The sequence below is a fragment of the Mesorhizobium sp. M1409 genome (assembly GCF_040317535.1).
Taxonomy (GTDB): Bacteria; Pseudomonadota; Alphaproteobacteria; order Rhizobiales; family Rhizobiaceae; genus Mesorhizobium.
In genome coordinates this window covers 40,706-60,536 of record NZ_JAMYKV010000003.1, presented here as the reverse complement: position 1 = coordinate 60,536, position 19,831 = coordinate 40,706, and the positions used below count along the sequence as shown (strand labels likewise).

At 61.9% G+C, this 19,831-nt stretch carries 25 protein-coding genes and 1 pseudogene; 10 read left to right on the top strand and 16 right to left on the bottom strand.

The window, feature by feature from the left end:
• The first annotated feature begins 113 nt into the window (after nucleotides 1–113).
• Together NKG99_RS03290 and NKG99_RS03285 are read left to right on the top strand one after the other, a co-directional pair.
• Nucleotides 114–884: a hypothetical protein gene (locus tag NKG99_RS03290; RefSeq protein WP_352864102.1), complete on the top strand. Its 771-nt coding sequence runs from the start codon at nucleotides 114–116 to the stop codon at nucleotides 882–884.
• A gap of 26 nt (nucleotides 885–910) precedes the next feature.
• Nucleotides 911–1,117 (top strand): type II toxin-antitoxin system HicB family antitoxin, encoded by a 207-nt coding sequence (locus NKG99_RS03285; RefSeq protein ID WP_352864099.1) that lies wholly within the window; start codon nucleotides 911–913, stop codon nucleotides 1,115–1,117.
• Nucleotides 1,118–1,166: 49 nt separating this feature from the next.
• Here the strand turns inward: NKG99_RS03285 and NKG99_RS03280 are convergent, their stop codons facing one another.
• Nucleotides 1,167–1,787 (bottom strand): hypothetical protein, encoded by a 621-nt coding sequence (locus NKG99_RS03280; protein WP_352864096.1) that lies wholly within the window; start codon nucleotides 1,785–1,787, stop codon nucleotides 1,167–1,169.
• On the bottom strand, nucleotides 1,780–2,301 hold the full coding sequence (locus tag NKG99_RS03275; RefSeq protein WP_352864094.1) for a hypothetical protein: 522 nt from the start codon (nucleotides 2,299–2,301) through the stop codon (nucleotides 1,780–1,782). Before NKG99_RS03275 ends, NKG99_RS03280 begins: the two co-directional genes overlap by 8 nt.
• 174 nt (nucleotides 2,302–2,475) lie before the next feature.
• Here NKG99_RS03275 and NKG99_RS03270 point away from each other — a divergent pair, with 174 nt between their 5' ends.
• On the top strand, nucleotides 2,476–2,835 hold the full coding sequence (locus tag NKG99_RS03270; RefSeq protein WP_352864091.1) for a hypothetical protein: 360 nt from the start codon (nucleotides 2,476–2,478) through the stop codon (nucleotides 2,833–2,835).
• A gap of 478 nt (nucleotides 2,836–3,313) precedes the next feature.
• Here the strand turns inward: NKG99_RS03270 and NKG99_RS03265 are convergent, their stop codons facing one another.
• A complete protein-coding gene (locus tag NKG99_RS03265; RefSeq protein WP_352864089.1) occupies nucleotides 3,314–4,279 on the bottom strand; it encodes a DUF3592 domain-containing protein in 966 nt (321 codons plus the stop codon).
• Between the two features lie 348 nt (nucleotides 4,280–4,627).
• On the bottom strand, nucleotides 4,628–5,605 hold the full coding sequence (locus NKG99_RS03260) for a glycoside hydrolase family 25 protein (RefSeq protein ID WP_502910906.1): 978 nt from the start codon (nucleotides 5,603–5,605) through the stop codon (nucleotides 4,628–4,630).
• On the opposite strand from NKG99_RS03260, the gene NKG99_RS03255 reads away from it, so the two are divergent.
• On the top strand, nucleotides 5,520–5,768 hold the full coding sequence (locus NKG99_RS03255; protein WP_352864083.1) for a hypothetical protein: 249 nt from the start codon (nucleotides 5,520–5,522) through the stop codon (nucleotides 5,766–5,768). The two genes, NKG99_RS03260 and NKG99_RS03255, sit on opposite strands and share 86 nt — an antisense overlap.
• Nucleotides 5,769–5,848: 80 nt before the next feature.
• Here the strand turns inward: NKG99_RS03255 and NKG99_RS03250 are convergent, their stop codons facing one another.
• From NKG99_RS03250 to NKG99_RS03215, 8 genes and pseudogenes are all read right to left on the bottom strand, one after another.
• Nucleotides 5,849–6,640, bottom strand: coding sequence for a phosphodiester glycosidase family protein (locus NKG99_RS03250; RefSeq protein ID WP_352864081.1), 792 nt, complete (start codon nucleotides 6,638–6,640; stop codon nucleotides 5,849–5,851).
• 48 nt (nucleotides 6,641–6,688) lie between these two features.
• Nucleotides 6,689–6,796, bottom strand: a pseudogene (locus NKG99_RS03245) (undecaprenyl-diphosphatase); the annotation flags it as partial.
• A 304-nt stretch (nucleotides 6,797–7,100) separates the two neighbouring features.
• A complete protein-coding gene (locus NKG99_RS03240; RefSeq protein ID WP_352864079.1) occupies nucleotides 7,101–7,298 on the bottom strand; it encodes a hypothetical protein in 198 nt (65 codons plus the stop codon).
• Nucleotides 7,299–7,438: 140 nt separating this feature from the next.
• A complete protein-coding gene (locus NKG99_RS03235; RefSeq protein ID WP_352864076.1) occupies nucleotides 7,439–7,837 on the bottom strand; it encodes a GFA family protein in 399 nt (132 codons plus the stop codon).
• 57 nt (nucleotides 7,838–7,894) lie between these two features.
• The gene (locus NKG99_RS03230) at nucleotides 7,895–8,023 is read right to left on the bottom strand and encodes a hypothetical protein (RefSeq protein ID WP_352864073.1); all 129 of its coding nucleotides are present in this window, start codon (nucleotides 8,021–8,023) and stop codon (nucleotides 7,895–7,897) included.
• Nucleotides 8,020–8,976, bottom strand: coding sequence for an alpha/beta fold hydrolase (locus tag NKG99_RS03225; RefSeq protein WP_352864070.1), 957 nt, complete (start codon nucleotides 8,974–8,976; stop codon nucleotides 8,020–8,022). The genes NKG99_RS03230 and NKG99_RS03225 overlap by 4 nt, the downstream gene beginning before the upstream one ends.
• Nucleotides 8,977–9,033: 57 nt before the next feature.
• Entirely contained in the window at nucleotides 9,034–9,519 is a 486-nt protein-coding gene (locus NKG99_RS03220) for an SRPBCC family protein (RefSeq protein WP_352864067.1), read from the bottom strand.
• Between the two features lie 136 nt (nucleotides 9,520–9,655).
• Nucleotides 9,656–9,904: a ParB N-terminal domain-containing protein gene (locus tag NKG99_RS03215; protein ID WP_013532091.1), complete on the bottom strand. Its 249-nt coding sequence runs from the start codon at nucleotides 9,902–9,904 to the stop codon at nucleotides 9,656–9,658.
• Between the two features lie 154 nt (nucleotides 9,905–10,058).
• Between NKG99_RS03215 and NKG99_RS03210 the strand changes: the two genes are divergently transcribed.
• The 5 genes from NKG99_RS03210 to NKG99_RS03190 are packed head-to-tail and all read left to right on the top strand — an operon-like array spanning nucleotide 10,059 to nucleotide 15,576.
• A complete protein-coding gene (locus tag NKG99_RS03210; protein ID WP_352864065.1) occupies nucleotides 10,059–11,702 on the top strand; it encodes a N,N-dimethylformamidase beta subunit family domain-containing protein in 1,644 nt (547 codons plus the stop codon).
• Nucleotide 11,703: 1 nt separating this feature from the next.
• Nucleotides 11,704–13,089, top strand: a complete 1,386-nt coding sequence (locus tag NKG99_RS03205; protein WP_352864062.1) for an aminotransferase family protein — start codon at nucleotides 11,704–11,706, stop codon at nucleotides 13,087–13,089.
• Between the two features lie 4 nt (nucleotides 13,090–13,093).
• On the top strand, nucleotides 13,094–14,023 hold the full coding sequence (gene kce / locus NKG99_RS03200; RefSeq protein ID WP_352864060.1) for a 3,5-dioxohexanoate:acetyl-CoA acetone transferase: 930 nt from the start codon (nucleotides 13,094–13,096) through the stop codon (nucleotides 14,021–14,023).
• 12 nt (nucleotides 14,024–14,035) lie between these two features.
• Nucleotides 14,036–14,551, top strand: a complete 516-nt coding sequence (locus tag NKG99_RS03195; RefSeq protein ID WP_352864643.1) for a GNAT family N-acetyltransferase — start codon at nucleotides 14,036–14,038, stop codon at nucleotides 14,549–14,551.
• Nucleotides 14,548–15,576, top strand: a complete 1,029-nt coding sequence (locus NKG99_RS03190; RefSeq protein WP_352864058.1) for a histone deacetylase family protein — start codon at nucleotides 14,548–14,550, stop codon at nucleotides 15,574–15,576. The genes NKG99_RS03195 and NKG99_RS03190 overlap by 4 nt, the downstream gene beginning before the upstream one ends.
• A gap of 18 nt (nucleotides 15,577–15,594) precedes the next feature.
• On the opposite strand, the gene NKG99_RS03185 is transcribed toward NKG99_RS03190, so the two are convergent.
• The 3 genes from NKG99_RS03185 to NKG99_RS03175 all read right to left on the bottom strand — a co-directional run bounded on the left by NKG99_RS03185 (nucleotide 15,595) and on the right by NKG99_RS03175 (nucleotide 18,600).
• Nucleotides 15,595–16,860: a cysteine desulfurase-like protein gene (locus tag NKG99_RS03185; RefSeq protein WP_352864055.1), complete on the bottom strand. Its 1,266-nt coding sequence runs from the start codon at nucleotides 16,858–16,860 to the stop codon at nucleotides 15,595–15,597.
• Nucleotides 16,861–16,911: 51 nt separating this feature from the next.
• Complete coding sequence (locus tag NKG99_RS03180; RefSeq protein WP_352864053.1) at nucleotides 16,912–17,979, bottom strand: aldo/keto reductase; 1,068 nt, start codon at nucleotides 17,977–17,979, stop codon at nucleotides 16,912–16,914.
• Between the two features lie 117 nt (nucleotides 17,980–18,096).
• The gene (locus NKG99_RS03175; RefSeq protein ID WP_352864050.1) at nucleotides 18,097–18,600 is read right to left on the bottom strand and encodes a hypothetical protein; all 504 of its coding nucleotides are present in this window, start codon (nucleotides 18,598–18,600) and stop codon (nucleotides 18,097–18,099) included.
• Between the two features lie 393 nt (nucleotides 18,601–18,993).
• Here NKG99_RS03175 and NKG99_RS03170 point away from each other — a divergent pair, with 393 nt between their 5' ends.
• The gene (locus tag NKG99_RS03170) at nucleotides 18,994–19,158 is read left to right on the top strand and encodes a hypothetical protein (protein ID WP_109669696.1); all 165 of its coding nucleotides are present in this window, start codon (nucleotides 18,994–18,996) and stop codon (nucleotides 19,156–19,158) included.
• Nucleotides 19,159–19,213: 55 nt separating this feature from the next.
• Here NKG99_RS03170 and NKG99_RS03165 read toward each other — a convergent pair whose 3' ends face one another.
• Nucleotides 19,214–19,720 carry a DUF1993 domain-containing protein gene (locus tag NKG99_RS03165; protein ID WP_352864046.1) on the bottom strand — a complete coding sequence of 169 codons (507 nt, stop codon included), beginning with the start codon at nucleotides 19,718–19,720 and terminating at the stop codon, nucleotides 19,214–19,216.
• Between the last annotated feature and the right edge of the window lie 111 nt (nucleotides 19,721–19,831).

The following is a 19,831-nucleotide window of genomic DNA, read 5'->3' as shown; positions in this document are numbered from 1 at the left end:
GATGAGGCCCCCTAAACGCAACATTTCGGCCCGGTCGCAAGATCGGGCCGAAATGGCAAAAGGAACAAAAAGGGTACGGCTCAGTTTGCTTTAACAACACGACCGGAGCACTCATGTCAGAAATCAAATCGATCTCAAGAACGCCGCCTGTTGACGTTCGACGACGGCTTCGAGCGGAAGTCGGCTTCGGATGCCCGATGTGCGGTTCTCCGCACCTGGAATATCACCATTTCAATCCTACCTGGGCCGAGCAAAACCATCACGATCAACAGGGCATGATCGCCTTATGTGCTGAACATCATGCTGCCGCCGATTCGGGAGCGTTCACAAACGATCAACTTACGAGTCTTAAGCGACCCAATCATACCTTTGTCCAAAGTAGCTTTCAGTGGCGTAGAAAACACACCATTTTCGTTTGCGGTGGAACTTATGCCTATCAATGCGATAGTATGCTTCGCGTAGGGGGAATAGACGTAATCTATTTTGAAAAAGATGAATTCGGATGCGATACTCTTTCTTTGAATATATATGATGTTTGCATGAATAGAATATTCGAAATGCGGATGAACGATTGGACCGCCAAAATAAATGTAGATGACATCGAGACGCCGCCGGCCGCGCGAACGCTTTTATTCAAATCGACTATCCATCAAGTTAACGTCAAAATCGAATTCAAAGATAGGAAATCGTTGAGCACCGAAGACGAGAATATCTCCGCCGAATTCGGAATTCCTGCCGAGGAAAACGTCGTTTTCTGCTTCTTTACAGGTGATATGCCTGCACCTGTGCCCGTCAAATTCAACGATCGCAACATCCAGGTCGGCGGTATGATACTAGAAGGGAATCGTATGGCAGGCTGCGGCGTCGGCATCCAAGTTGGTTAAGTTAGTCCACTTAAGGGAGTGATGACATGCGTTACGCGGTCGTGATTGAAAAAGCAGGAGATAATTTCTCCGCCTATGTGCCGGACCTCCCCGGCTGCATCGCGACCGGTGCGACCGTACCTGAGGTGGAAACCGAGATTCGCGACGCAATCCGCTTTCACATCGAAGGTTTGCGCGCCGATGGGCTGGACGTGCCTAACGGCGTCAGCCTCGCGGAATACGTAGAGGCATAGAAGACAGACCCGGCGCCTCGCTCATCCGGACCGGCTCGGATCCCGCCTCCTACCCCGCCGGCAACACGTACAGCGTCTGCTCGTCAAACAGCGACTCGTCCTGGCCTATTCGCACGAACAGCAGTTTGCGCGCCTCACCCGTGGGCACCTCGAAATACTGGATGCCGTCTGGCATTTCGCCCCAGTCGCCGCAGGGTGGCTCTGGAACCTCGTTGGGGTCGGCCACCGCTTTCAGTTCTTTCGCGTAGGCCGCGTCGGGGCTGAATGTATAGCGCTTGATGCCGGCGGGAACTGTGCCCTCGGTGTAAGGCGCCAGCACGCAGCGGGCGCTGACTGCCTTGTCGGTCTTTTGCAGGAACAGGCGCTGCAAGGCGGCCTCGGCGGTTTCACCTGATATGATGTCGAAGACCTCGACAAGAGGGTCGGCGGCGCCGCCATCGCTGTATTTGATGGCGAGCGCATTGCCGGCGAATTCGAAGTGGATCTGACGGAAGCCGAAATCGCAGCGCTGCACCCAGGCGGCGAGCCCGACACTCCTGTCGGACAGCCTTTCCCAGACGCATTTGTCGATGGGCGGGCGCGACGGCGCCGGCTCGTCCGCCACGGCGGATATCGTCGTGGATGCAAGCAGGGCGCTGACCCAGATGATCGATTTCATGGCATTATTCATCGCTGCATCCTGTCAAAGTGAAGGCATCCCAGGCCGAACCATCGGGATTGGCATTGGCGAAATCGGCCAATTCGCTGAAGGCCACACCGAAATCGGGTAAAAGCAGCCCTTTCGGCGCCGCTGTCGCTTCGCGCGAATTCAACTGCTCGGCGCCGCCGCCGGTCAAGGCATAGACCTGTCCCTCCCATATCCTGCACAGTCCGCTGCCGTCCTGCAGGCCCGCTTCGCGGTCGTCGTCGGTGCAGGTGTGGCGGATGGTGCCGAGCGGAAAGGAATTCTTGCCGTTGGTCCAGGTGATGTCGGCCGGCAGGCTTGTGCCGGTGTTGGGCACGGTCAGCGAAAACACCTGCGCCGTCAGCGCCGCCGGCTCGTTGGCGAGCGGCCGAAATTGCATGACGGCACCCGAGCGCTGTTCCCGATAGGTGGCGTGGCTCAGCAGACAGTCCCTGGCGCTCGCCGCCTGCATCGGACCGAGCAGGCCCAGGAAGACGAAGGCCAGTTTGCGGGTGATCATTAGATGTCTCTGGGAAAGCGTTGCCTGGGTACTCCCGCACAGTCGCATCATCCGTGCAAAAGCATAAGCGAAATCCGGAACGGCAGCGTTTGTCCACGCCTGGACGAAACGTATCCCGTATCGTTCCCAACAGTCTGTATGGTCGAGCGCAACAACGAAGGAGAAAACCCGGTGATGCGGCGCTTTATGACGACGATGACGATGTCCGCATTCGCGGCTGGCCCTGCGATGGCGGCGGCGCCCTATGTCGGAGCATGGTCCAGCGACCGGCTGAACTGCAGTGCGACCGCCGACGTCCAAAGCCAGACTGTGTTCACCGTGGATCGGGCGTCGCTGTCGCTTCCCGAATTCGGCTGCGAGCACGCGACCTTCCGCAAAACCGCCACCGGCTGGGTGGTGCATGCCAGCCAGTGCTACGGGTCGGACCCGTCACTGGAGGAGCCGTTCACGCGCGTCATCCGTATCGTCAAGCATGGCGCCACGGTGCGGTTCACCTGGCATGGCTTCGACAGCGGGCCCCTCGTCCGCTGCTGAAGGCATCCGGCGCCTCACACCAGCAGGGCGATCGCTTGTGGCGGAGACCACCAATTGTCGAAGTCGGCGCCGCCCCTCATCGCCCTGCCGGGCACTTCTCCCCGTATAGTGACCTATGGCATTCACACATCTCTTTCCGCTCATGGACGGTAGGTCAAAAATGCCAGCATTTTCAACGCCTGCATCCTAGCGCCGCCAAGGGATCATGACGACATCGCCCTCACTTAAGTCTTTGATTTCACGTTTCTTTAGCCGCCGCAGAAAGATGTGTGAATCCGATAGGTATAGTGACGGGGAGAAGTGGGCCGGCCGCAACCTCGGCACCCATTCTGCAACGCTGGAGATTGGCGAAATCCATCGCGAAAGCGTCCTTCTCCCCGTCACTATACGGGGAGAAGATGCCGGCAGGCAGATGAGGGGCGGCGCCAACGTCCGGAAAAGGTTGGGGTACGAATCCGAACCCGAAGCGATTGTCCGCTCACACCAGCCCGACCAGAAACGCGGCGCCGCCGAGAAAGCCAACCGAACAGACCCACAGCAACCAGAGGCCGCGCACCCGGCATTCGAGCACCGCCGAGGCGGGGTTAGCGGGGTCATAGCGCACGTCGACCTTGCTGCCCTCGACATACTGCCGTGCCTGACCGCCGACGAGGCCGAGCAGCGAAGCCGTCACGGTGGCGCCGAAGGTGACGCGATCGGCACTGTAGCGCTGGCCGGCGACGCCATAGGAGTAGACGATCCGCGATTTGAAGACCGTGCGCCAGCGTCGATAGCCTGAATGGCTTCGCAGCGCCTGCAGGCCTGACGCGTCGACGCGGCCGGCCGCGACCGGCCATTTTGCCGCCTGCTCGGCCAACGATTTCTGGGCGAAACCCATGCGCAGGACAAACAGGCCCATGAACAGCAGCAGCGCTCCCGCGCCGAGGTTCTGCGGCTTGGGCAGATGCGGCCCGATAGCCTCCAGGACGCCCCCGACGGAAAACACCAGCACAACCGCGCCGATCACCAACCCTGCCGAAAGCTGCACCATGAACTTGAAGGCGCCGTCCGGCATGGTGCGCTCGATCACGGCTTTGCCCGGATCGGCCGGATTGTAGAAGACGGTCACTTCCGCGCCGCGAGGAAACTGCGCAAGGGTTTCGGCGACTCCGAAATTCCCCAAATTCTCCTTCACGCTGTAGCGCGAGCTTTGAAATTTCTTGCCGCCGACCTTGTATTCAAAGGTGATCGCCGGAAAATTGCGCATTTCGGTGGTATCAGTGCTATCCGAGCCAACGCCCAAGCGCCTCACTTCACGGGCTTCGACGCGCGACGAGATGATCTTTCCCGGCGCCGGCAACCAGCGGCTGAGTGCCTTTACCTCTCGCCATTTCAGGAAGGTGATGAGCGACAACATGCCGGCGACCACGCAGGCAAAGCCGACAAGCAAAATCTTGAGTTCCAACTCGTCTCCCCCCAGGAGTGCAGGAGCCTGCACATAGACAGCAAGGCTGCGGCAATGTCTTGTTTATTCGCGAAGCCTCCCCTTCGGATCTGGAAACGACTGTCTTCCGTTGATCTGGATCAACGCACATGCACCGTGCGTGCTGTCTTCTCGACACTCATCGAAGGGAGAACCAACGTGTCGACTTACGACCTCATGATTACGGCCGCGGTCTTGCTCTATTTCGGGTCATTCTCCGCGGTCCTGGCCTATGCCACCCTCGATGAATCGCGTCGCCGGCCACGCAGATAAGAGCAGCGCAAACAGCAACAGCCACGCGCGAAGGAACGCCGGGCCTGATCGGCTGCTTCAGTTGGCGTCGGCGACGGAGATCCGGCCACCGGCCCAGGCGCGCCATTGCCGTTCGTCGCCGTGGAAGACGTTGAGGTCGATGCGGCCGGTGACGCCATGCGACAGGCCGGAGCCGGAATACTGCCAGAACAGCCATTTGCGATCGGGGTAGACCTTTGACGGGTGCCGCGCCACCGCCCGCAGCCAGAACGGATAATCGAGGAAGGCGCCGCGCAGATTGTCGCGATAGAAATCGGGCGCGGTGTAGATGATGGGCCGCTGGCCGTAATGGCGCTCCAGCCTGTCCATGAACACCTGCATCTTCTCCAGCACCTTTTCACGCGACGGCCGCCGCTTGCAGCTGGACTCGCCGTTCCACTCGACGTCGATCACCGGCGGCAGAGCGCCTTCGACCCTGGGCACGTTGCGGATAAACCAGTCGGCCTGCTCGCCGGCCGTACGGCACCAGTAGAAAAAGTGATAGGCGCCGCGCTTCAGGCCGGCGGCGTCGGCATTGCGCCAGTTCCTGGTGAACATCGGATCGAGGTGGTCGCCACCGTCGGTGGCCTTGATGTAGGCGAAGTTGGCGCCCTGAGCGCGCAGCTTGTTCCAGTTGACGTTGCCCTGCCAGCGCGAGACGTCGACGCCGTGCACGGCAAGGTAACGGGGCGAAGCCTTGCCGAAATTGATCGGCTTGGCATCGCGAAATCCATAGCGCGTAAGCGGCCCGGCAAGCATCGGAGGCGCCGCGCGGCTGAGCAGCCTCGGCGGCGATACCAGGGCCGCCGGCTCGATTGAGGGCTCGACGCTGTCCGACGGATCAGGCGCAGAAAGTGCCACCGTCTCTTCCTCCGCCAGTCCGAAAGGCCGCGGACTTTCGTCGACCGGCGCCATTTCGACGCTCGGCGCCTTGCTGGGCATTGCCCGCGGCACCGCCGCGATAGGCGCCGGCGGCCGTATCACGGAACTGGTGGTTTCGCTCGACGGCTTCTGCAAATCCAAAGCGTCGACGCCGGCCGTCGACGTGCAGCCGGCAAGGCATAGCGATGCGATCAAGAAACTGATGGCGCCCGAAATCCGCATCTGGACCTGTACTCAAAACACAACAGACCGAGGGCAAAACGACAGCCAACGGACAAACCGGATCAGTTATGAATGAGAAATTACCAATAAAGTTTGAATCAAAGATTATTTGCCCGAGCGAGGGTTCCAAGCGGGGTCGGGAAGCGACCTCGGGCGCTAGCCGTTCTTCCTGAATACCCCAATCATCGGCCCCAAATTCCAGTAGTCGTCATTGCGGCCGATGGCCGGTGCAAACAGGCTGGATATCGTGCCGTCGAGGAACAGCGCATTGTTGCAGCCGAGCGCGTCGCGGAAAAGACGGGCGAAGGCATGGAAGGTCACCGTGCCGTTCGAAATCGCGAAGACCGCGACGCCGTCCTTGCGCACCCCGACACCGTCGCGGGTTTTGCGCGAGGTGCCGTCGGCCTGGAATTTCGGATGCAGCTTACCGTCGATCACCAGCATCGGCCCGGATTGGGTCGCATAGTCGACGGGCGGACGCCTTTTCACAAAATCCTTGGTGGCGCGGACCGCCGCCTTGCCGTCGCGCATGTAGAAAATGCCATTCGGCTGCAGGGAAAAATTGCCGCTTCCCGACCCGGTCTTCACAGAAGCCATTTCCTGGCCCTGCTCGACATACAGACCGACCGGAGCGAGATTCGGGTGATACATGCCGGCATTGATGCCGAACAGCATCGTGCGCCCGGCCGCCCGCTGCGAGGCAGCGAGATTGTGCAGAGACTGAAACGGCTTGCCCGCCGGATCCCTCCAGAAGAATTCGACCTGATATCGCTTCGGGTCGACCTCGCAAACGAGATAGCTGGTCGCCTCGAAGACTAAGTCCCGGCATGGCGGCAGCAAGGCAACCCATTGGCCAAACCCCATGCCGAGTGCCGCCACCGACGGCAGCGCGCCCTTGGCCAGCGCCAGCAGCAGCGGCACCGATTGCAGAAGGGTGAAGAAATCCATGCGCGTGCTGGAATCCAGATTCGGGGTCCAGTACGGATATAGCCCGTTTCAAGCGATACTGCCCATCGCCACGCTCAGCAATAGGACGACGCCGAGCACCCCGCGATAGATGACAAACGGCCAGGCCGAGAAACGCTCCAGCACACGCATCAGGCCCCTTGGGCGGTCGAGGAAATCGGCAGCAGTTCGGTGATGCCTTGCACGACGCCGAGGAACGCCACCTTGGCAGGCCGACGAAGCCCGTGTCAGGCCTTGAGTGCTGTCGGCCAACGTCGAATTCCATGTATGAGAGATCGGGCTTGCGCGGACCGACCAGTCGAGATCAATCCCGGGCAAGCCTTATCGTCATGGGCCAGATAATCAATTTACGGATTTGTAAGCTGATGCGCCGGCATGCGCGCGATTGAAAACCGACCCAGCTTGGGCCGGTCTGAGATTCACTGGGAAAATTGCAACGCGATTACGGGCAGAGCCAGAGTTTCTGGCATGCCCTGGCGATCACATGAGCCGGCGGAACAACGGGCTCATCGACGGAAGGCCGGCGAACCCGTTCGAGCAGCATGCGCACCTGTTCGGGGCGCACACGGTCGCGCTCCATCACGAGCAGGACCATCGGATCGCTCAAAAGCTCGTCCAGGGTGGTGATGCTGTCGTTCATCCGTCGTCTCCTCGAATGCCGTACCCGCGACCCATAAATAGGGAGACAATGATGGCCCGCCAATGACGCTTTGCCGGCTATCTCGTGTTGATTTGGATTAAATTTTGTTCAGGCTTGCGCCCTCCGTTCCGAAGGAAAAACTAGCCTGGCGGCGGGGCGCCTTCGTACTGCGGCAGGCCGTCATCGAGCACCAGCCAGGGCTGCTTCGAGGCCGTGAAAATATGCATTTGCGGCTTGAAAACGGTGGGGTCGTCGAGCGAACCGGTGGTGATGCCGATAATCCCCGCGGAATCACGCCGGGAAAACATCGTCGTGCCGCAGTTCGGGCAAAAGCCGCGCTTGAGGTCCGGCGAGGAGTTTACCGTCGCCAGCGGCCCGTCGACCGTCAAATCGTCGATGCGAAACAGCACACGTGCGTTGAAGGCGGCGCCGATCGCCTTCTGGCAAACGCGGCAGTGGCAAATACGCTCATTGATCGGGGCCGCGTCCGCGCGGTAGCGCACCGCCTTGCACAGGCATCCGCCCTCATATCTTGCCATTGTCTGGATCCATTGGTGGGAGAGAATAGGGGCAAGTTAGTGGCGGGACCGTTTGGGTCAATTGAAAAGCTTTGATACAACGTCATCGCTTATGCTGATGCGGGCGGCCATGACATCGAAACCATCGTAATGACCGCGTGAAAATCCGCCGACTGCCGCTAGACAGCCGGCGGTTTGGGCGGTCATTCCGTTTCGCCGACCACCTCGTCCCAGGTCTTCACCTTGGTCTCGCCATTGAGGAAAGGCAGGGCCGCGGCCGTCAGTTCCGGGGCGAAGAAGACGTCGTAGTGGGTACGGTTGGGCAGGATCGCCAGCCGGTTCCGCGACAGGTTCTCACGCATCCAGCCGGCGTCCTTCAACCCGCCGCCGAGCATCTGGTAAAACTTGATCTCGTGCTCTGGCTTGTACATATCGCTGTCGCCATAGGCCAGCATGACCGGCATCTTCAGCTTGGCGACGTCGGCCGAGTAGTCGTAGTTCTGGCGCATGAAATTGCCAAGCGCGTCGAGCAGTTTCGGGAAATCGTCTGGATGTGGCGCCACCGCGACATAGGATTTGTACATCGGCGTGTCCTTCATGAACGCGGCGGCGGCCGCGCTCACCTGCGCCTGCTGCGGGCGCATCTCGTCATAGAAGCCGTCGGCCGCATAGCCGGTGGATACCAGCACGAGGCGGCGCACCGCTTCGGGATGCTGGACAGCAAGACGGAATGCGACGCCGCCGCCCAGGGAATACCCCATGACGTCGATCTTGTCGTAGCCGAGCGCCTTGACGATATCGGCCATGTCGTCGCCCATCGCCTCCAGGCTGAACGGCCGATCGCCGAGCGCGGTGCGGCCGTGACCCTGCAGGTCGACGCCGATGACGGTGCGGTTTTCGGCAAGTTTCGGCAGGATCGGCGCGAACATATCCGTGGTGCCAAGACCGCCATGCAGCAGAAGCAGCGGCTCGCCCTTGCCATAGATGGCATAATAATATTTCAGGCCGTTGATCGGCAGCAGGCCGGACTTTTCCAGCTTCGGCAGTGCATTCGTTTCAGTCGTCATGGCGGATTTTGTCTCCTCTGCATTGGTGGTGCCCGGGCAGCCAACGAGTGCTACGACCGAAGCAAAAATGGCGAAAAACAGGGTTTTGAACATATCGATCTCCTCTCCTGCCGATATCAAAGCGTCATGCCGATCAAAGCGTTTGGCCGATCAAAGAGTTTTAGCGAGTTCTTCGAGCTGGTCGGTGCACTGTCCCCAACCCTCGTGGAAACCCATCTTCTCATGCTGTTCGCGGTCTGCGACGCTCCAGTGCCTGACCCGAGCGATGTAGCGGGTCTTGCCGTTGCCCTCGTCCTCGAAGGTCAGCACCACGGTCATGAACGGCTTTTCCGATGGCTCCCAAGCCTCTGTGTAGGCGTCGGTGAAGACGATCTTCTTGCCGGGAACGACTTCGAGGAAGACACCGGGGTTGGGGAATTCGTTGCCGTCCGGGCTAGCCATGACGACAAGGCTCGAGCCGCCGCTGCGCACATCCATTTCGGCCCGTGGTGTCGTCCATGGTTTTGGCGAGAACCATTGCGTGACCAGCTTCGGATCGGTCCAGCAGCGGTACACGTTCTCGCGCGGCGCATCGATGACGCGGGCGAGAACCAGTTCACGGTCGTTGGTGGGGGCGATGTCGAGCTTGGTGGCCATGAAGATGTCCTCGGCTGTCGGTTTGATCTGGCTTCCGTCCCAAGGACGAGCCGATGAACCGCAAGCCGACACCGCCGGCGAAATTTTTGCGACGACGTTCCTGGCGGGCGTCGGTCCGGTTGGAACGAAGGGCGTGTCAATGGCGCTTGGCTTGCACCAGATAGGCCTCGATCTCGGTCTCGCCGAGCCATTTTGCTGCTTCCAGCCGATGCAGGCCTTCGACGAGGATATGGCGCTTGCCGTCATGGCGGACCTGGATTGGCGTCTTCATGCCGTTTTCCAGGATGTCCTCGGCCAGATGGCGGACGGTCTCGGGATGCAGCGTCTTCTTGCGCGCCGTCGGCACGTAGATCTCGTCGACCTTGACCTTTTGCACTCTGAGCATGCCGACCCCCATGGCGGAAACGCCGCCTCCCCTGAGATAGTCCGTTTGATGGAGGCGGCCAAGGGTGCGGCTAACGAATGCTGGCCCGATCGTTTCCATTTGACGCTGGACCGGCAGATCGCCGAAATGGCGGCCTCGAACTTCTCCGGTGTTCATGACCCATTTGCCGACCGAGTTTCCCGATTTCGGACTGACGCCGGAGCAGCGCCGGCACGCGGTGCGCGGCCATTACTACGAGTGGCCTGGCATGGATGGCGAGCGCGGCGAGATCTGGTGCTACAGCGACCGGTTTTCCTATCGCGCCGGCGAGACGGTGGCGTTGCATGTCAGTTCGACGGCCTCGCGGTTCAATATCGCAATCGTCCGCGACGGCGGCACGGAGACCAAAGTGTTCGAGCAGGCAGGCATTGCGGCACGCTGGCAGGACACGCCCGACCAATGTTCGGCCGAAGGCTGCGGCTGGGATGCGTCCTTCGAATTCCGCGTCGAGGCGGACTGGCCGTCCGGAGCCTACCGGGTGACGCTGACCGCCGATGGCCGTGATGGCAAGCCGATCCAATGCCACCATCTGTTCATCGTCAGCCCACAGCCAGGCCCCAAACCCGGCCGTGTGCTGCAGGTGGCGGCGACGGGCACCTGGCTCGCCTACAACACTTGGGGCGGCTCCAACCACTACCAGGGCATCACCGGGCCGGACCGCAACCAGTATTCGCCCATCGTGTCGACGCAGCGCCCATGGTGCCGTGGCTTCGTGGTGCTGCCGAAGGACGCGCCACGCGTGCCGCTGGAAGTCGCCGTGCCGCCGAAGACGGTGCCGCGTTATCCGCACATGGAATGGGCGCTCGCCACCGGCCATTCGAAGAAATACGCTTCGTCGGGCTGGGCCAGCTATGACAGCCACTTCTTCCGCTTCGCCGAACGGGCCGGCTATGAGGTCGATCTTGCCAGCCAGCATGATTTGCACTTTTCGCCCGAGATTCTCGACGGCTACGACTGCGCCGTCTTCGTCGGCCATGACGAATACTGGACCTGGGAGATGCGCGATGCCGTCGACAATTATGTCGGGCGCGGTGGCCATGCGGCGCGCTTTGCCGGCAATTTCATGTGGCAGACGCGGCTCGAGGACGAAGGTCGCCGGCAGGTCTGCTACAAATATCGCTCGCGTGCCGAAGACCCGGCCTATCTCCCAGGCGGCGACGTCACCCGCGCCACCAATTCCTGGGAAGCGCCGGAAATCGCCCGGCCTGGTTCGGCGACCTTCGGGCTCAACGCGACGCGCGGCGTCTATGCCGGCGGGGGCGGCTGCGCGCGGCGCGGCGCGCGTGGCTTTCCGGTCTACCGGCCCGAGCACTGGGCCTTCGCCGGCACTGGCATCTACTACGGTGACCTGCTGGGCGCCGACAGCCATGTCTACGGCTATGAGGTCGACGGGCTCGACTTCGAGATACGCGGCGGCCTGCCCTATCCCACGGCCAAAAGCGGCGCACCTGATGGCCTCCAGGTTCTCGCCGTCGGAATGGCCAGCCAGGTCGAGGAAAGCGCCGATATCCCGATCGAGGACCAGTTCCTCACCGACGAGGATGGGCGCTTCACCGCCGAAACGCTGTTTGGCGAGGCGAGCGACGCCAATCTGGAAAAAGTCAAACGGGGCAATGGCATGATCGTCAACTTCCCGCGCGGCAAGGGCGAGGTGTTCCACGCCGGAAGCTGCGAATGGGTCGCAGGCCTGCTAAGACAGGACCCGATGGTCGAACGCGTCACAAAAAATGTCCTCGATCGTTACCTCGGAAAGTCCTGACATGTCGAAAACCCAGACCGCCGCTCAAGACACCGAAGCTCGGCGAGAATCGCACCTGTTCTATCTGTCCAGCCTGCGCCGGCCGCTGATCGACCGCGCCGAAGGCATCTACATGTGGACGCAGGACGGCCGCCGCTTCATCGACGGATCGAGCGGCCCGATGGTCGCCAATATCGGCCATTCCAACCGCAACGTGCTGGATGCCATGAAGCGGCAGATGGACCGCGCCACCTTCGCCTATCGGCTGCATTTCGAGAACGAGCCGGCGGAGGAGCTTGCGCGGGAACTCGCCGGCAAGCTGCCGGAAGGCATGGACCGCATCTTCTTCGTCTCGGGCGGCTCGGAGGCGACAGAATCCTGCCTCAAGCTTGCGCGGCAATGGGCCGTCGCCACCGGCCAGGCCAGCCGCTGGAAGGTGATCACGCGCTTCCCCTCCTATCATGGCGGCACGCTGGGTTCGCTCTCGATTACCGGCGACGATGCACTTGCCGAAACTTTCGAGCCGATGATGCGGGTGATGCCGACCGTGCCGGCGCCGAACGCCTGGCGCGACCGCGACAATCTTTCGATGGAACAGCGCGGCATTCGATATGCCGACATGCTGGAGGAGAAGATCCTGGCCGAAGGGCCGGAGAGCGTGGTCGCCTTCATCATGGAGCCGATCGGCGGTGCGGCGACCGTGGCCCTGGTCGCGCCTGACAGCTACTATCCGCGCATCCGCCAGATCTGCGACCGCTACGGCATCCTGCTCATCCACGACGAAGTGATGAGCGGCGCCGGCCGCACCGGAAAATTCCTCGGCGGCGATCACTGGAACTGCAAGCCCGACATCGTCGCGCTGTCCAAGGGACTTGGCTCGGGCTATGCGCCGCTTGGGGCGCTGGCGGCACCGATGCGGCTGGTGCAGCCGCTGCTCGCCTCGGGCGGCTTCCAGCACGGCCACACCTACGCCGGCAATCCGCTGGCGTGCGCCGCAGGGCTTGCGGTGCTCGGTGAAATGGACCGGCTTGACCTGATCGCCAACGCGGCTGCGATGGGCGACGTGCTGATGGACGGGCTGAAGAGGCTGGCGAAACGGTTTCCATTCATCGCCGACGTGCGCGGCAAGGGCCTGCTCACCGGCGCCCAGATGGTTGCCGATCCCGAGACGCTCCGACCGATGGACCAGACCAGGAAGGCCACGCAGCGGCTGCTCGACCTCGCCTATGAACGCGGGCTGATCATCTATGGCCGCAGGGTCAAGGGCGGCGTCGACGGCGACAATTTCATGGTCGCGCCGCCGATGATCGTCACCAGGGAGCAGGTCGGCGAGATCGTCTCCATCATCGGCGACTCGCTGGACGTTCTCGCTTCCGAGCTCGACCTGCCGGTCGAAGGTCGGGGGTAGAAGAATGGCGCCGAGAAAGGTCATCATCACCTGCGCCGTCACCGGCTCGGTCCACACGCCGTCTATGTCGCCCTATCTGCCGGTGACGCCGGACCAGATCGCCACCGACGCGATCGCCGCGGCCGAAGCCGGCGCTTCGATCCTGCATCTGCACGCCCGCGACCCCAGGGATGGCCGCCCAACCGCCGATCCGGATGTCTACATGCAGTTCCTGCCGCGCATCAAGCAGGCGACGGATGCGGTGATCAACATCACCACGGGCGGCTCGTCGCTGATGACGCTGGATCAGCGGCTAGCTGCACCGCTCAGGACCGAGCCGGAGATGTGCTCCCTCAACATGGGCTCGATGAATTTCGCGCTGTTTCCCATGCTCGACAAGCCACGGGAATGGCAGCACGAATGGGAGCCCAAGCTGCTGGAAGCGACGCGGGACACCATCTTCAAGAACACCTTCGCCGATATGGAAGGCGTGCTGGAGAGGCTGGGCAAGGGCTGCGGCACGCGCTTCGAATTCGAGTGCTACGATGTCGGCCATCTCTACTCGCTGGCGCATTTCCGCGACCGGGGCCTGGTGTCGGGACCGCTGTTCATCCAGTTCGTGCTGGGCATATTGGGTGGCATCGGCGCCGACCCTGACAATCTCGTCCACATGAAGCGCATCGCAGACAAATTGTTCGGCGACAGCTACCAGTTCTCGGTGCTGGCCGCCGGCCGCAATCAGATGCCGCTGATCTCGATCGCAGCAGCCATGGGCGGTAATGTCCGTGTCGGGCTGGAGGACAGTCTTTATGACGGCCGCCAGCTGGCGAAATCCAATGCCGACCAGGTGCGCCGCATCCGTGGCATTCTCGACGGGCTCTCGCTGGAGGTCGCCACGCCCGCCGAAGCGCGCGACATGCTGGCCCTCAAGGGCGGCGACCGGGTGGCGTTTTGAGAGACGACCGTGATCAATCCATCAGCCAATGACGTCCGGCTTCGCCCCGGAACCCTTGATGACGCCGAAACCATCCATGCCGCGCTCTTGCGCCTCGGCACCCATATCGGCGCGCATGAGGAGATCACGTCCACCGCTGATGATCTCCGCCGCTACGGCTTCGGCGAAAAGCCAGCTTTCTCGACGTTGATCGCCGAGGTCGGCGGCGAGTTCGCCGGTCTCTGCCTGTATTTCCCGATCTTTTCGAGCTGGATGGGGCGGCCTGGCGTCTATGTGCAGGACCTCTATGTCGAGGACCGTTTTCGCGGCCGCAAGATCGGCGAGCGGCTGCTGCGGCACGTTGCGGCGCGGTGCCGGAAAGACGGCGGCGCCTATCTCCGACTGTCCGTCGACACCGACAATGAGGGCGCCAAGGCCTTTTATGAAAGGCTGGGCATCGCCTGGTCGAGCGATGAGCAGACGCAGAAGATCATCGGCGAGGCCTTCTTTGCCTTCGCCGACGCGACCGAGAATGGGGAGCAGAAATGAAAGCCTTCTACGCCGAGGAGCAGAAGCGCCACGACCCCAAGGCATTTCTTTCGAGCGGTGCGGCGCAGCCCAATCCGGAAAAGCCGGAGCGCGTCGAGAGATTGCTAGCCGGCGCAAAATCCGCAGGCTGCACGATCGAGCGGCCGCGCAATCTTGGGCTCGGCCCGGTCGCGGCGGTGCATACACCGGAATATCTGCATTTCCTCGAACATATCCACGCTCGCTGGCAGCGCATTGAGGGCGCGTCGGCCGAAGTGATCCCCAACATCCACCCGATCGCGCGCAACGGCTCCTATCCGGCTTCGGCGGTCGGTCAGGCCGGCTACCACATGGCCGATACCGCTTGCCCGATCTCGGGCGAGACATGGCAGAGCGCGCTGTGGAGCGCCTGGAGCGCGGTCGAAGCCGCCGAGGCGGTTATATCAGGCGCACCGGCCGCCTACGCGCTGTGCCGCCCGCCCGGCCATCACGCCTTTGCAGATGTCGCCGGCGGCTTCTGTTTCATCAACAACTCGGCCGTCGCCGCGCAGGTCTTGCGCAAGCAGGCGGCGCGGGTAACGATCCTCGATGTCGACCTGCATCATGGCAATGGCACGCAAGGCATCTTCTATTCACGGCCTGATGTTCTCACCGTCTCGCTGCATGCCGATCCGGTGCGCTTCTATCCGTTCTTCTGGGGCCATGCCGACGAGCGCGGCGAAGGACCCGGCCTCGGCTATAGCTTCAACCTGCCGCTGCCGCGCAAATCCACTGATGCGGCCTTTCTGGAAGCGCTCGAGGTGGCATTCCAGCGCATTCGTGCCTTTTCGCCCGACGCGCTGGTCGTGGCGCTCGGCCTCGACGCGTTCGAGGGCGATCCGTTCGGTGGACTTTCGGTGACGACACCGGGCTTCTCGCGCATCGGCGAGGCGATCGCCAAGCTCGGCCTGCCGACGGTCATCGTCCAGGAAGGCGGTTATCTCTGCGATGAGCTCGGTGACAATCTCACCGCCTTCCTCACCGGCTTCGGCGGCAAGGCGCGGTGATTTTGCCCTGACAGTGCGTCAGGAGCGCTGTTGTCTGAGCATCGCAATCACCCGATGCACGCTCTCCAGCGTCTCGTCGATTTCGGCAGATGTGTTGTAGTGGGCGATGCCGATGCGCACGACGCCTTGCTCGGCCGGAATGCCGAGCTGGTGGACGAGCTCCCAGGCATAGTTGTGGCCGGACCACAGGAAGATGTTTTCGGCGTTCATCTGCCGCACGATCGTTTCGGGCACGATGCCGTCGACCGTGAAGGACGCGGTCGGCACGCGATCGCCAAGCCGCTTCGGATCGGTGATGCCGTGGATGGTCAAGCCCCCGATATCGGACAGGCCATCGATCAGTTGTTGCGCCAGCGGGTTCTCGTAGGCGGTCGAGACGTCGAACGCCTTGGCGATCTTCCGCCTTCTTGAACCGCCCTCGCCCGCAGCGGCGCCGAGATCGGCAAAGTAATCGACGGCGGCGGTGAGGCCGGCCATCAGCTCGATCTGCGGCGTGCCCAGTTCAAACCGCTCCGGCAGGCCATTGGACGAGCAACGGCACTTGTAAGGTTTCAGACCATCGATGACGTCGCGCCGGCCCCACAATATGCCCATATGCGGACCGAAGAATTTGTAGGCCGAGCAGATCAGGAAATCGCAGCCGATGTCCTGCACGTCGATCAGGCCATGCGGAGCGAACTGCACGGCGTCGACATAGACAAGGGCGCCGGCATTCCTGCCGATGGCGGTCAGCGCCTTCACCCGGTTGATCGAGCCGGTCAGGTTGCTGGCGTAGTTCAACGCGACCAGCCGGGTCCTATCCGTAAGCAGCACGGCCAGCGTCGCCTCTTCGACCTGCCAGCTCATTTCGTCGAACGGCAGCCAGCGCACGACGAGGCCGAGGTCCTCGGCCAGTTGCAGCCAGGGTGAGACGTTGCCCTCGTGGTCCATGCGGGTGAGGATGATCTCGTCGCCAGGCTGCATCGTGCGGCCAAGCGTGCGCGACATGTGATAGGTCAGCGTCGTCATGTTGGCGCCGATTATGATCTCCTCGGTGCTTGCGGCGCCAAGGAAATCGGCCATTGCCGCGTGCGCCTCGTCGACGACGGCCTGCGCGGCAACCGTCGTTTCGAAATAGCCGCCGAGATTAGCATTGGTGGTCAGGAGACAGCGCGACACGGCGTCCGCGACGGCTTGCGGCACCTGCGTGCCGGCAGGGTTGTCGAGATAGATGCGGCGGCGGCCCTTATCAGTCAGGGAAAGAGCCGGAAACTTTTGACGCACTGTCTCGACCGGAAAATTCATTGTCGCCCGCTCCCTTGGAATTATCGAGTATTCGGCCACATCCGATCCCGTTCAGGGACAGGGATTGCCGACCCGCTGGTGGATCGCATCCACCGCCTTCTGCATCTCCTCGGTCCAGACGACATCGACGGAAGACAGCGCCATGTCGAGCTGCGAAATGGTCGTCGCGCCGACGATGTTGGAGGTGACGAAGGGCCGACTTGAGACATAGGCATTGGCAAACAATGCCGGCTCCAGGCCAAAGGAGCGCGCCAACTCATTGTATTCGAGCTGGGCTTCGGCGGCACCTGGCGTCTCGTAGCGCTGGCCGCGGTTGAACAGTTGCGAACGCGACCCCTGCGGACGCGCGCCATGGTCGTATTTGCCGGTGAGGTAGCCCTGCGCCAGCGGCGAATAGGGGAGCAGCGACACCTGCTCGCGCTCGCAGACCTCGGCGAGGTTCACCTCGAAGGTGCGGTTGACGAGATTGTAGGCGTTCTGGATCGACGCGACGCGCGGGCCGATACCCTTGTCAGCCTCGGCAAGGAACCGCATCACGCCCCAGGAACTCTCGTTCGACAGGCCGAAATGGCGGATCTTTCCCACCTTCACCAGTTCGTCGAACACGGCGAGCGTCTCGGCGATCGGTGTTTCGTCGGCCGGCGCGCCCACAGAATCGGCGCGCGGCGATACGGCGCCGACGCGCGTCGGATTGGCGCCCCAGGGAATGTCCCGTTCCGGCCAATGGATCTGGTAGAGGTCGATGTAGTCGGTGCCGAGCTTGGCCAGCGATTTCTCGATGGCGTCAAAAATATCGGCGCGCACCAATTGCGATGGCCTGTCGCCGCGAAACCACCGGTTGGCCGTGCGGCCGACGACCTTGGAGGCAAGGATCACCTTGTCGCGGTTGCGGTTGGCTTTCATCCAGCTGCCGATGATCTTTTCGGTCCACCCTTGCGTCTCCGCCTTGGGCGGGATCGGGTAGAGTTCGGCGGTGTCGATGAAATTGACGCCGCGCGAGAAAGCCAGGTCCATCTGGGCGTGGCCTTCGGCCTCTGTGTTCTGCTGGCCCCAGGTCATGGAGCCCAGGCAGATTTGGCTAACAAGAAGATCGGTCCGACCGAGACGGCGTTTGTGCATGGGATTCTGCTCCGGAGGAAAGGCGTGCGCGGCAGCGCGGGGAGGAAGTCCCATCCTACGGAAAGCAGAGGCGCTCTCCAAGCCTCGCCAGACCGACTTTTGCGTGAACAAGCTACGTTAGCGGCGAGCACCGGCCAGCGCGCGGCGCTTGGCCTCGTCGATCAGCATGTTGGCCACCTGCATGCGGATCATGGCGCGCTGGCGCAGATGCGGTGCGACACGGTCCGGATGATTGGCGAAGGCAAAGCTGCGGCGCATGCGGCTGAAATCGGCGACCTGCTTGGGCTGATTGAGGCCAAGTTCGACGGCGATGGATTCCGGATCGATCGGCGGCAGCTTCTCCTCGGGCTTTGGCTCTTCGCCGGCGAGAGCCAGTTTGGCATGATCGAGCAAGGCGGCGAATTCGGTCGCCAGATCAGCACCCGCCTCGCGATATTCAGTGGCAAAGCCGCTGGCGGAAACCTTGATGCGGCCGGAATGGAGTTCATCCGCCACCGAGAGATAGTCGAACGGGATGGATGGACGAGCGCCGGCCTCCTCGCCCTCGATCCCGTCGCCCCCAATTCCGTCGCCCCCAATTCCATCGCCCTTGTCGGAAGCGACGAAGAGGTCGTCGAGCAACGAAGCGAAATCCCGCTTGGTGCCAGTCGCGATGTCAGCCTCCTCCTTGCCAGACTATCCGGGTGTCGAAGCATAGAATCGGCTCGTTAAAAATGCATGCCATCGATCTTAACGAATTTAGCATTGCCTGGATCGTTGCTCGGGCACCGCAATCCCGGACAAAAAGCCGGAACGCACTTTCATGCAGTCCGGAATTCGCCAGGAGGGCGAGGAAAAACCGGCCATGTAGCCGGCATTCGAGCCTACGGGGCTCGCCGTGCAAAAGTTTCAGTCCGTTGCAAAATATGGCCGAAGAAATCATCAGCACATGGCTGGCATGCAAATGCTGCACTGCACAATTGTCACGATTCACCTATATTGGCGGCCGTGGAGGAGCAATCAGGGGCTTGAATCATGGGTTTCTTCACTGAAATGTTCGCCCGGCCGCGGCCGCAGGAGCATCTGAGATACCGTTCCGCGCTCGCACTGCTCCATGCGATGAGCAATGCCGACCGTGCCGACATCGGTATCAAGCCGGCCGACTTTCCACGCATTGCCCGCGAAATGTCCATTCGTTAGGCGTATACCGTCGCGAGATGTCCCGGCCTCCACGGGACATCTCGAAACTCAATCCTCAACGCGCTCCCAGGAACGTCGCCTTGCCCAGCGGCACGCCGTTGTGGCGAAGGATGTCGTAAGCGGTGGTGAGGTGAAAATAGAAGTTGGGCATGGCCACATGCAGCAGATACTGCATGCCGGGCATCGAGCTTTCGCGTCCGCCAAGCTTCAGTTCGATGATCTTGTCATCCGAACCGTCGAATTCGGCCGCCGAAAATGTCGCCAGTAGGTCCAGGGTCTTCGTGATGCGCGCCTGGACATCGGCGAAACTCGCCTCGTTGTCCTCGTATCTGGGCACCTCGCGGCCGGCGAGCCGTGACGGCGCACCCTTGGCATGGTCGGTGGCGATCTGCACCTGCCGGGTCAGAGCATACATGTCGGGCGCCAGCCGCGACGTCAAAAACACCTGCGGGTCGATCTTGCGGTCAATCGCATTCTGTTCGGCGGTCGCAAGCACATTGGAAAGTGCTTTCAGCCTGACTGAGAACACGGGCACGGATGCCTCATACATCGATATGGTCACGTCAAATCTCCTGTCCGGCCGAACGCCGGCGGATGCGACGTAGCGCCTTCGCGCACGATTCTTCAAGACCGCCGAACCAGCGCCACCACGTTGCCGCAATCGCCATTGTAG

Coding starts and splice junctions, on each gene's coding strand:
- NKG99_RS03180 (WP_352864053.1), bottom strand. CDS start 17,979: ATGCACAAACGCCGTCTCGGTCGGACCGATCTTCTTGTTAGCCAAATC.
- NKG99_RS03185 (WP_352864055.1), bottom strand. CDS start 16,860: ATGAATTTTCCGGTCGAGACAGTGCGTCAAAAGTTTCCGGCTCTTTCC.
- NKG99_RS03220 (WP_352864067.1), bottom strand. CDS start 9,519: ATGGCCACCAAGCTCGACATCGCCCCCACCAACGACCGTGAACTGGTT.
- NKG99_RS03280 (WP_352864096.1), bottom strand. CDS start 1,787: ATGAATAATGCCATGAAATCGATCATCTGGGTCAGCGCCCTGCTTGCA.
- NKG99_RS03170 (WP_109669696.1), top strand. CDS start 18,994: ATGGGTTTCTTCACTGAAATGTTCGCCCGGCCGCGGCCGCAGGAGCAT.
- NKG99_RS03250 (WP_352864081.1), bottom strand. CDS start 6,640: ATGGATTTCTTCACCCTTCTGCAATCGGTGCCGCTGCTGCTGGCGCTG.
- NKG99_RS03290 (WP_352864102.1), top strand. CDS start 114: ATGTCAGAAATCAAATCGATCTCAAGAACGCCGCCTGTTGACGTTCGA.
- NKG99_RS03215 (WP_013532091.1), bottom strand. CDS start 9,904: ATGCTCAGAGTGCAAAAGGTCAAGGTCGACGAGATCTACGTGCCGACG.
- NKG99_RS03190 (WP_352864058.1), top strand. CDS start 14,548: ATGAAAGCCTTCTACGCCGAGGAGCAGAAGCGCCACGACCCCAAGGCA.
- NKG99_RS03275 (WP_352864094.1), bottom strand. CDS start 2,301: ATGATCACCCGCAAACTGGCCTTCGTCTTCCTGGGCCTGCTCGGTCCG.
- NKG99_RS03235 (WP_352864076.1), bottom strand. CDS start 7,837: ATGGCAAGATATGAGGGCGGATGCCTGTGCAAGGCGGTGCGCTACCGC.
- NKG99_RS03210 (WP_352864065.1), top strand. CDS start 10,059: ATGACCCATTTGCCGACCGAGTTTCCCGATTTCGGACTGACGCCGGAG.
- NKG99_RS03285 (WP_352864099.1), top strand. CDS start 911: ATGCGTTACGCGGTCGTGATTGAAAAAGCAGGAGATAATTTCTCCGCC.
- NKG99_RS03205 (WP_352864062.1), top strand. CDS start 11,704: ATGTCGAAAACCCAGACCGCCGCTCAAGACACCGAAGCTCGGCGAGAA.
- NKG99_RS03240 (WP_352864079.1), bottom strand. CDS start 7,298: ATGAACGACAGCATCACCACCCTGGACGAGCTTTTGAGCGATCCGATG.
- NKG99_RS03225 (WP_352864070.1), bottom strand. CDS start 8,976: ATGTTCAAAACCCTGTTTTTCGCCATTTTTGCTTCGGTCGTAGCACTC.
- NKG99_RS03270 (WP_352864091.1), top strand. CDS start 2,476: ATGCGGCGCTTTATGACGACGATGACGATGTCCGCATTCGCGGCTGGC.
- NKG99_RS03230 (WP_352864073.1), bottom strand. CDS start 8,023: ATGACCGCCCAAACCGCCGGCTGTCTAGCGGCAGTCGGCGGATTTTCA.
- kce (WP_352864060.1), top strand. CDS start 13,094: ATGGCGCCGAGAAAGGTCATCATCACCTGCGCCGTCACCGGCTCGGTC.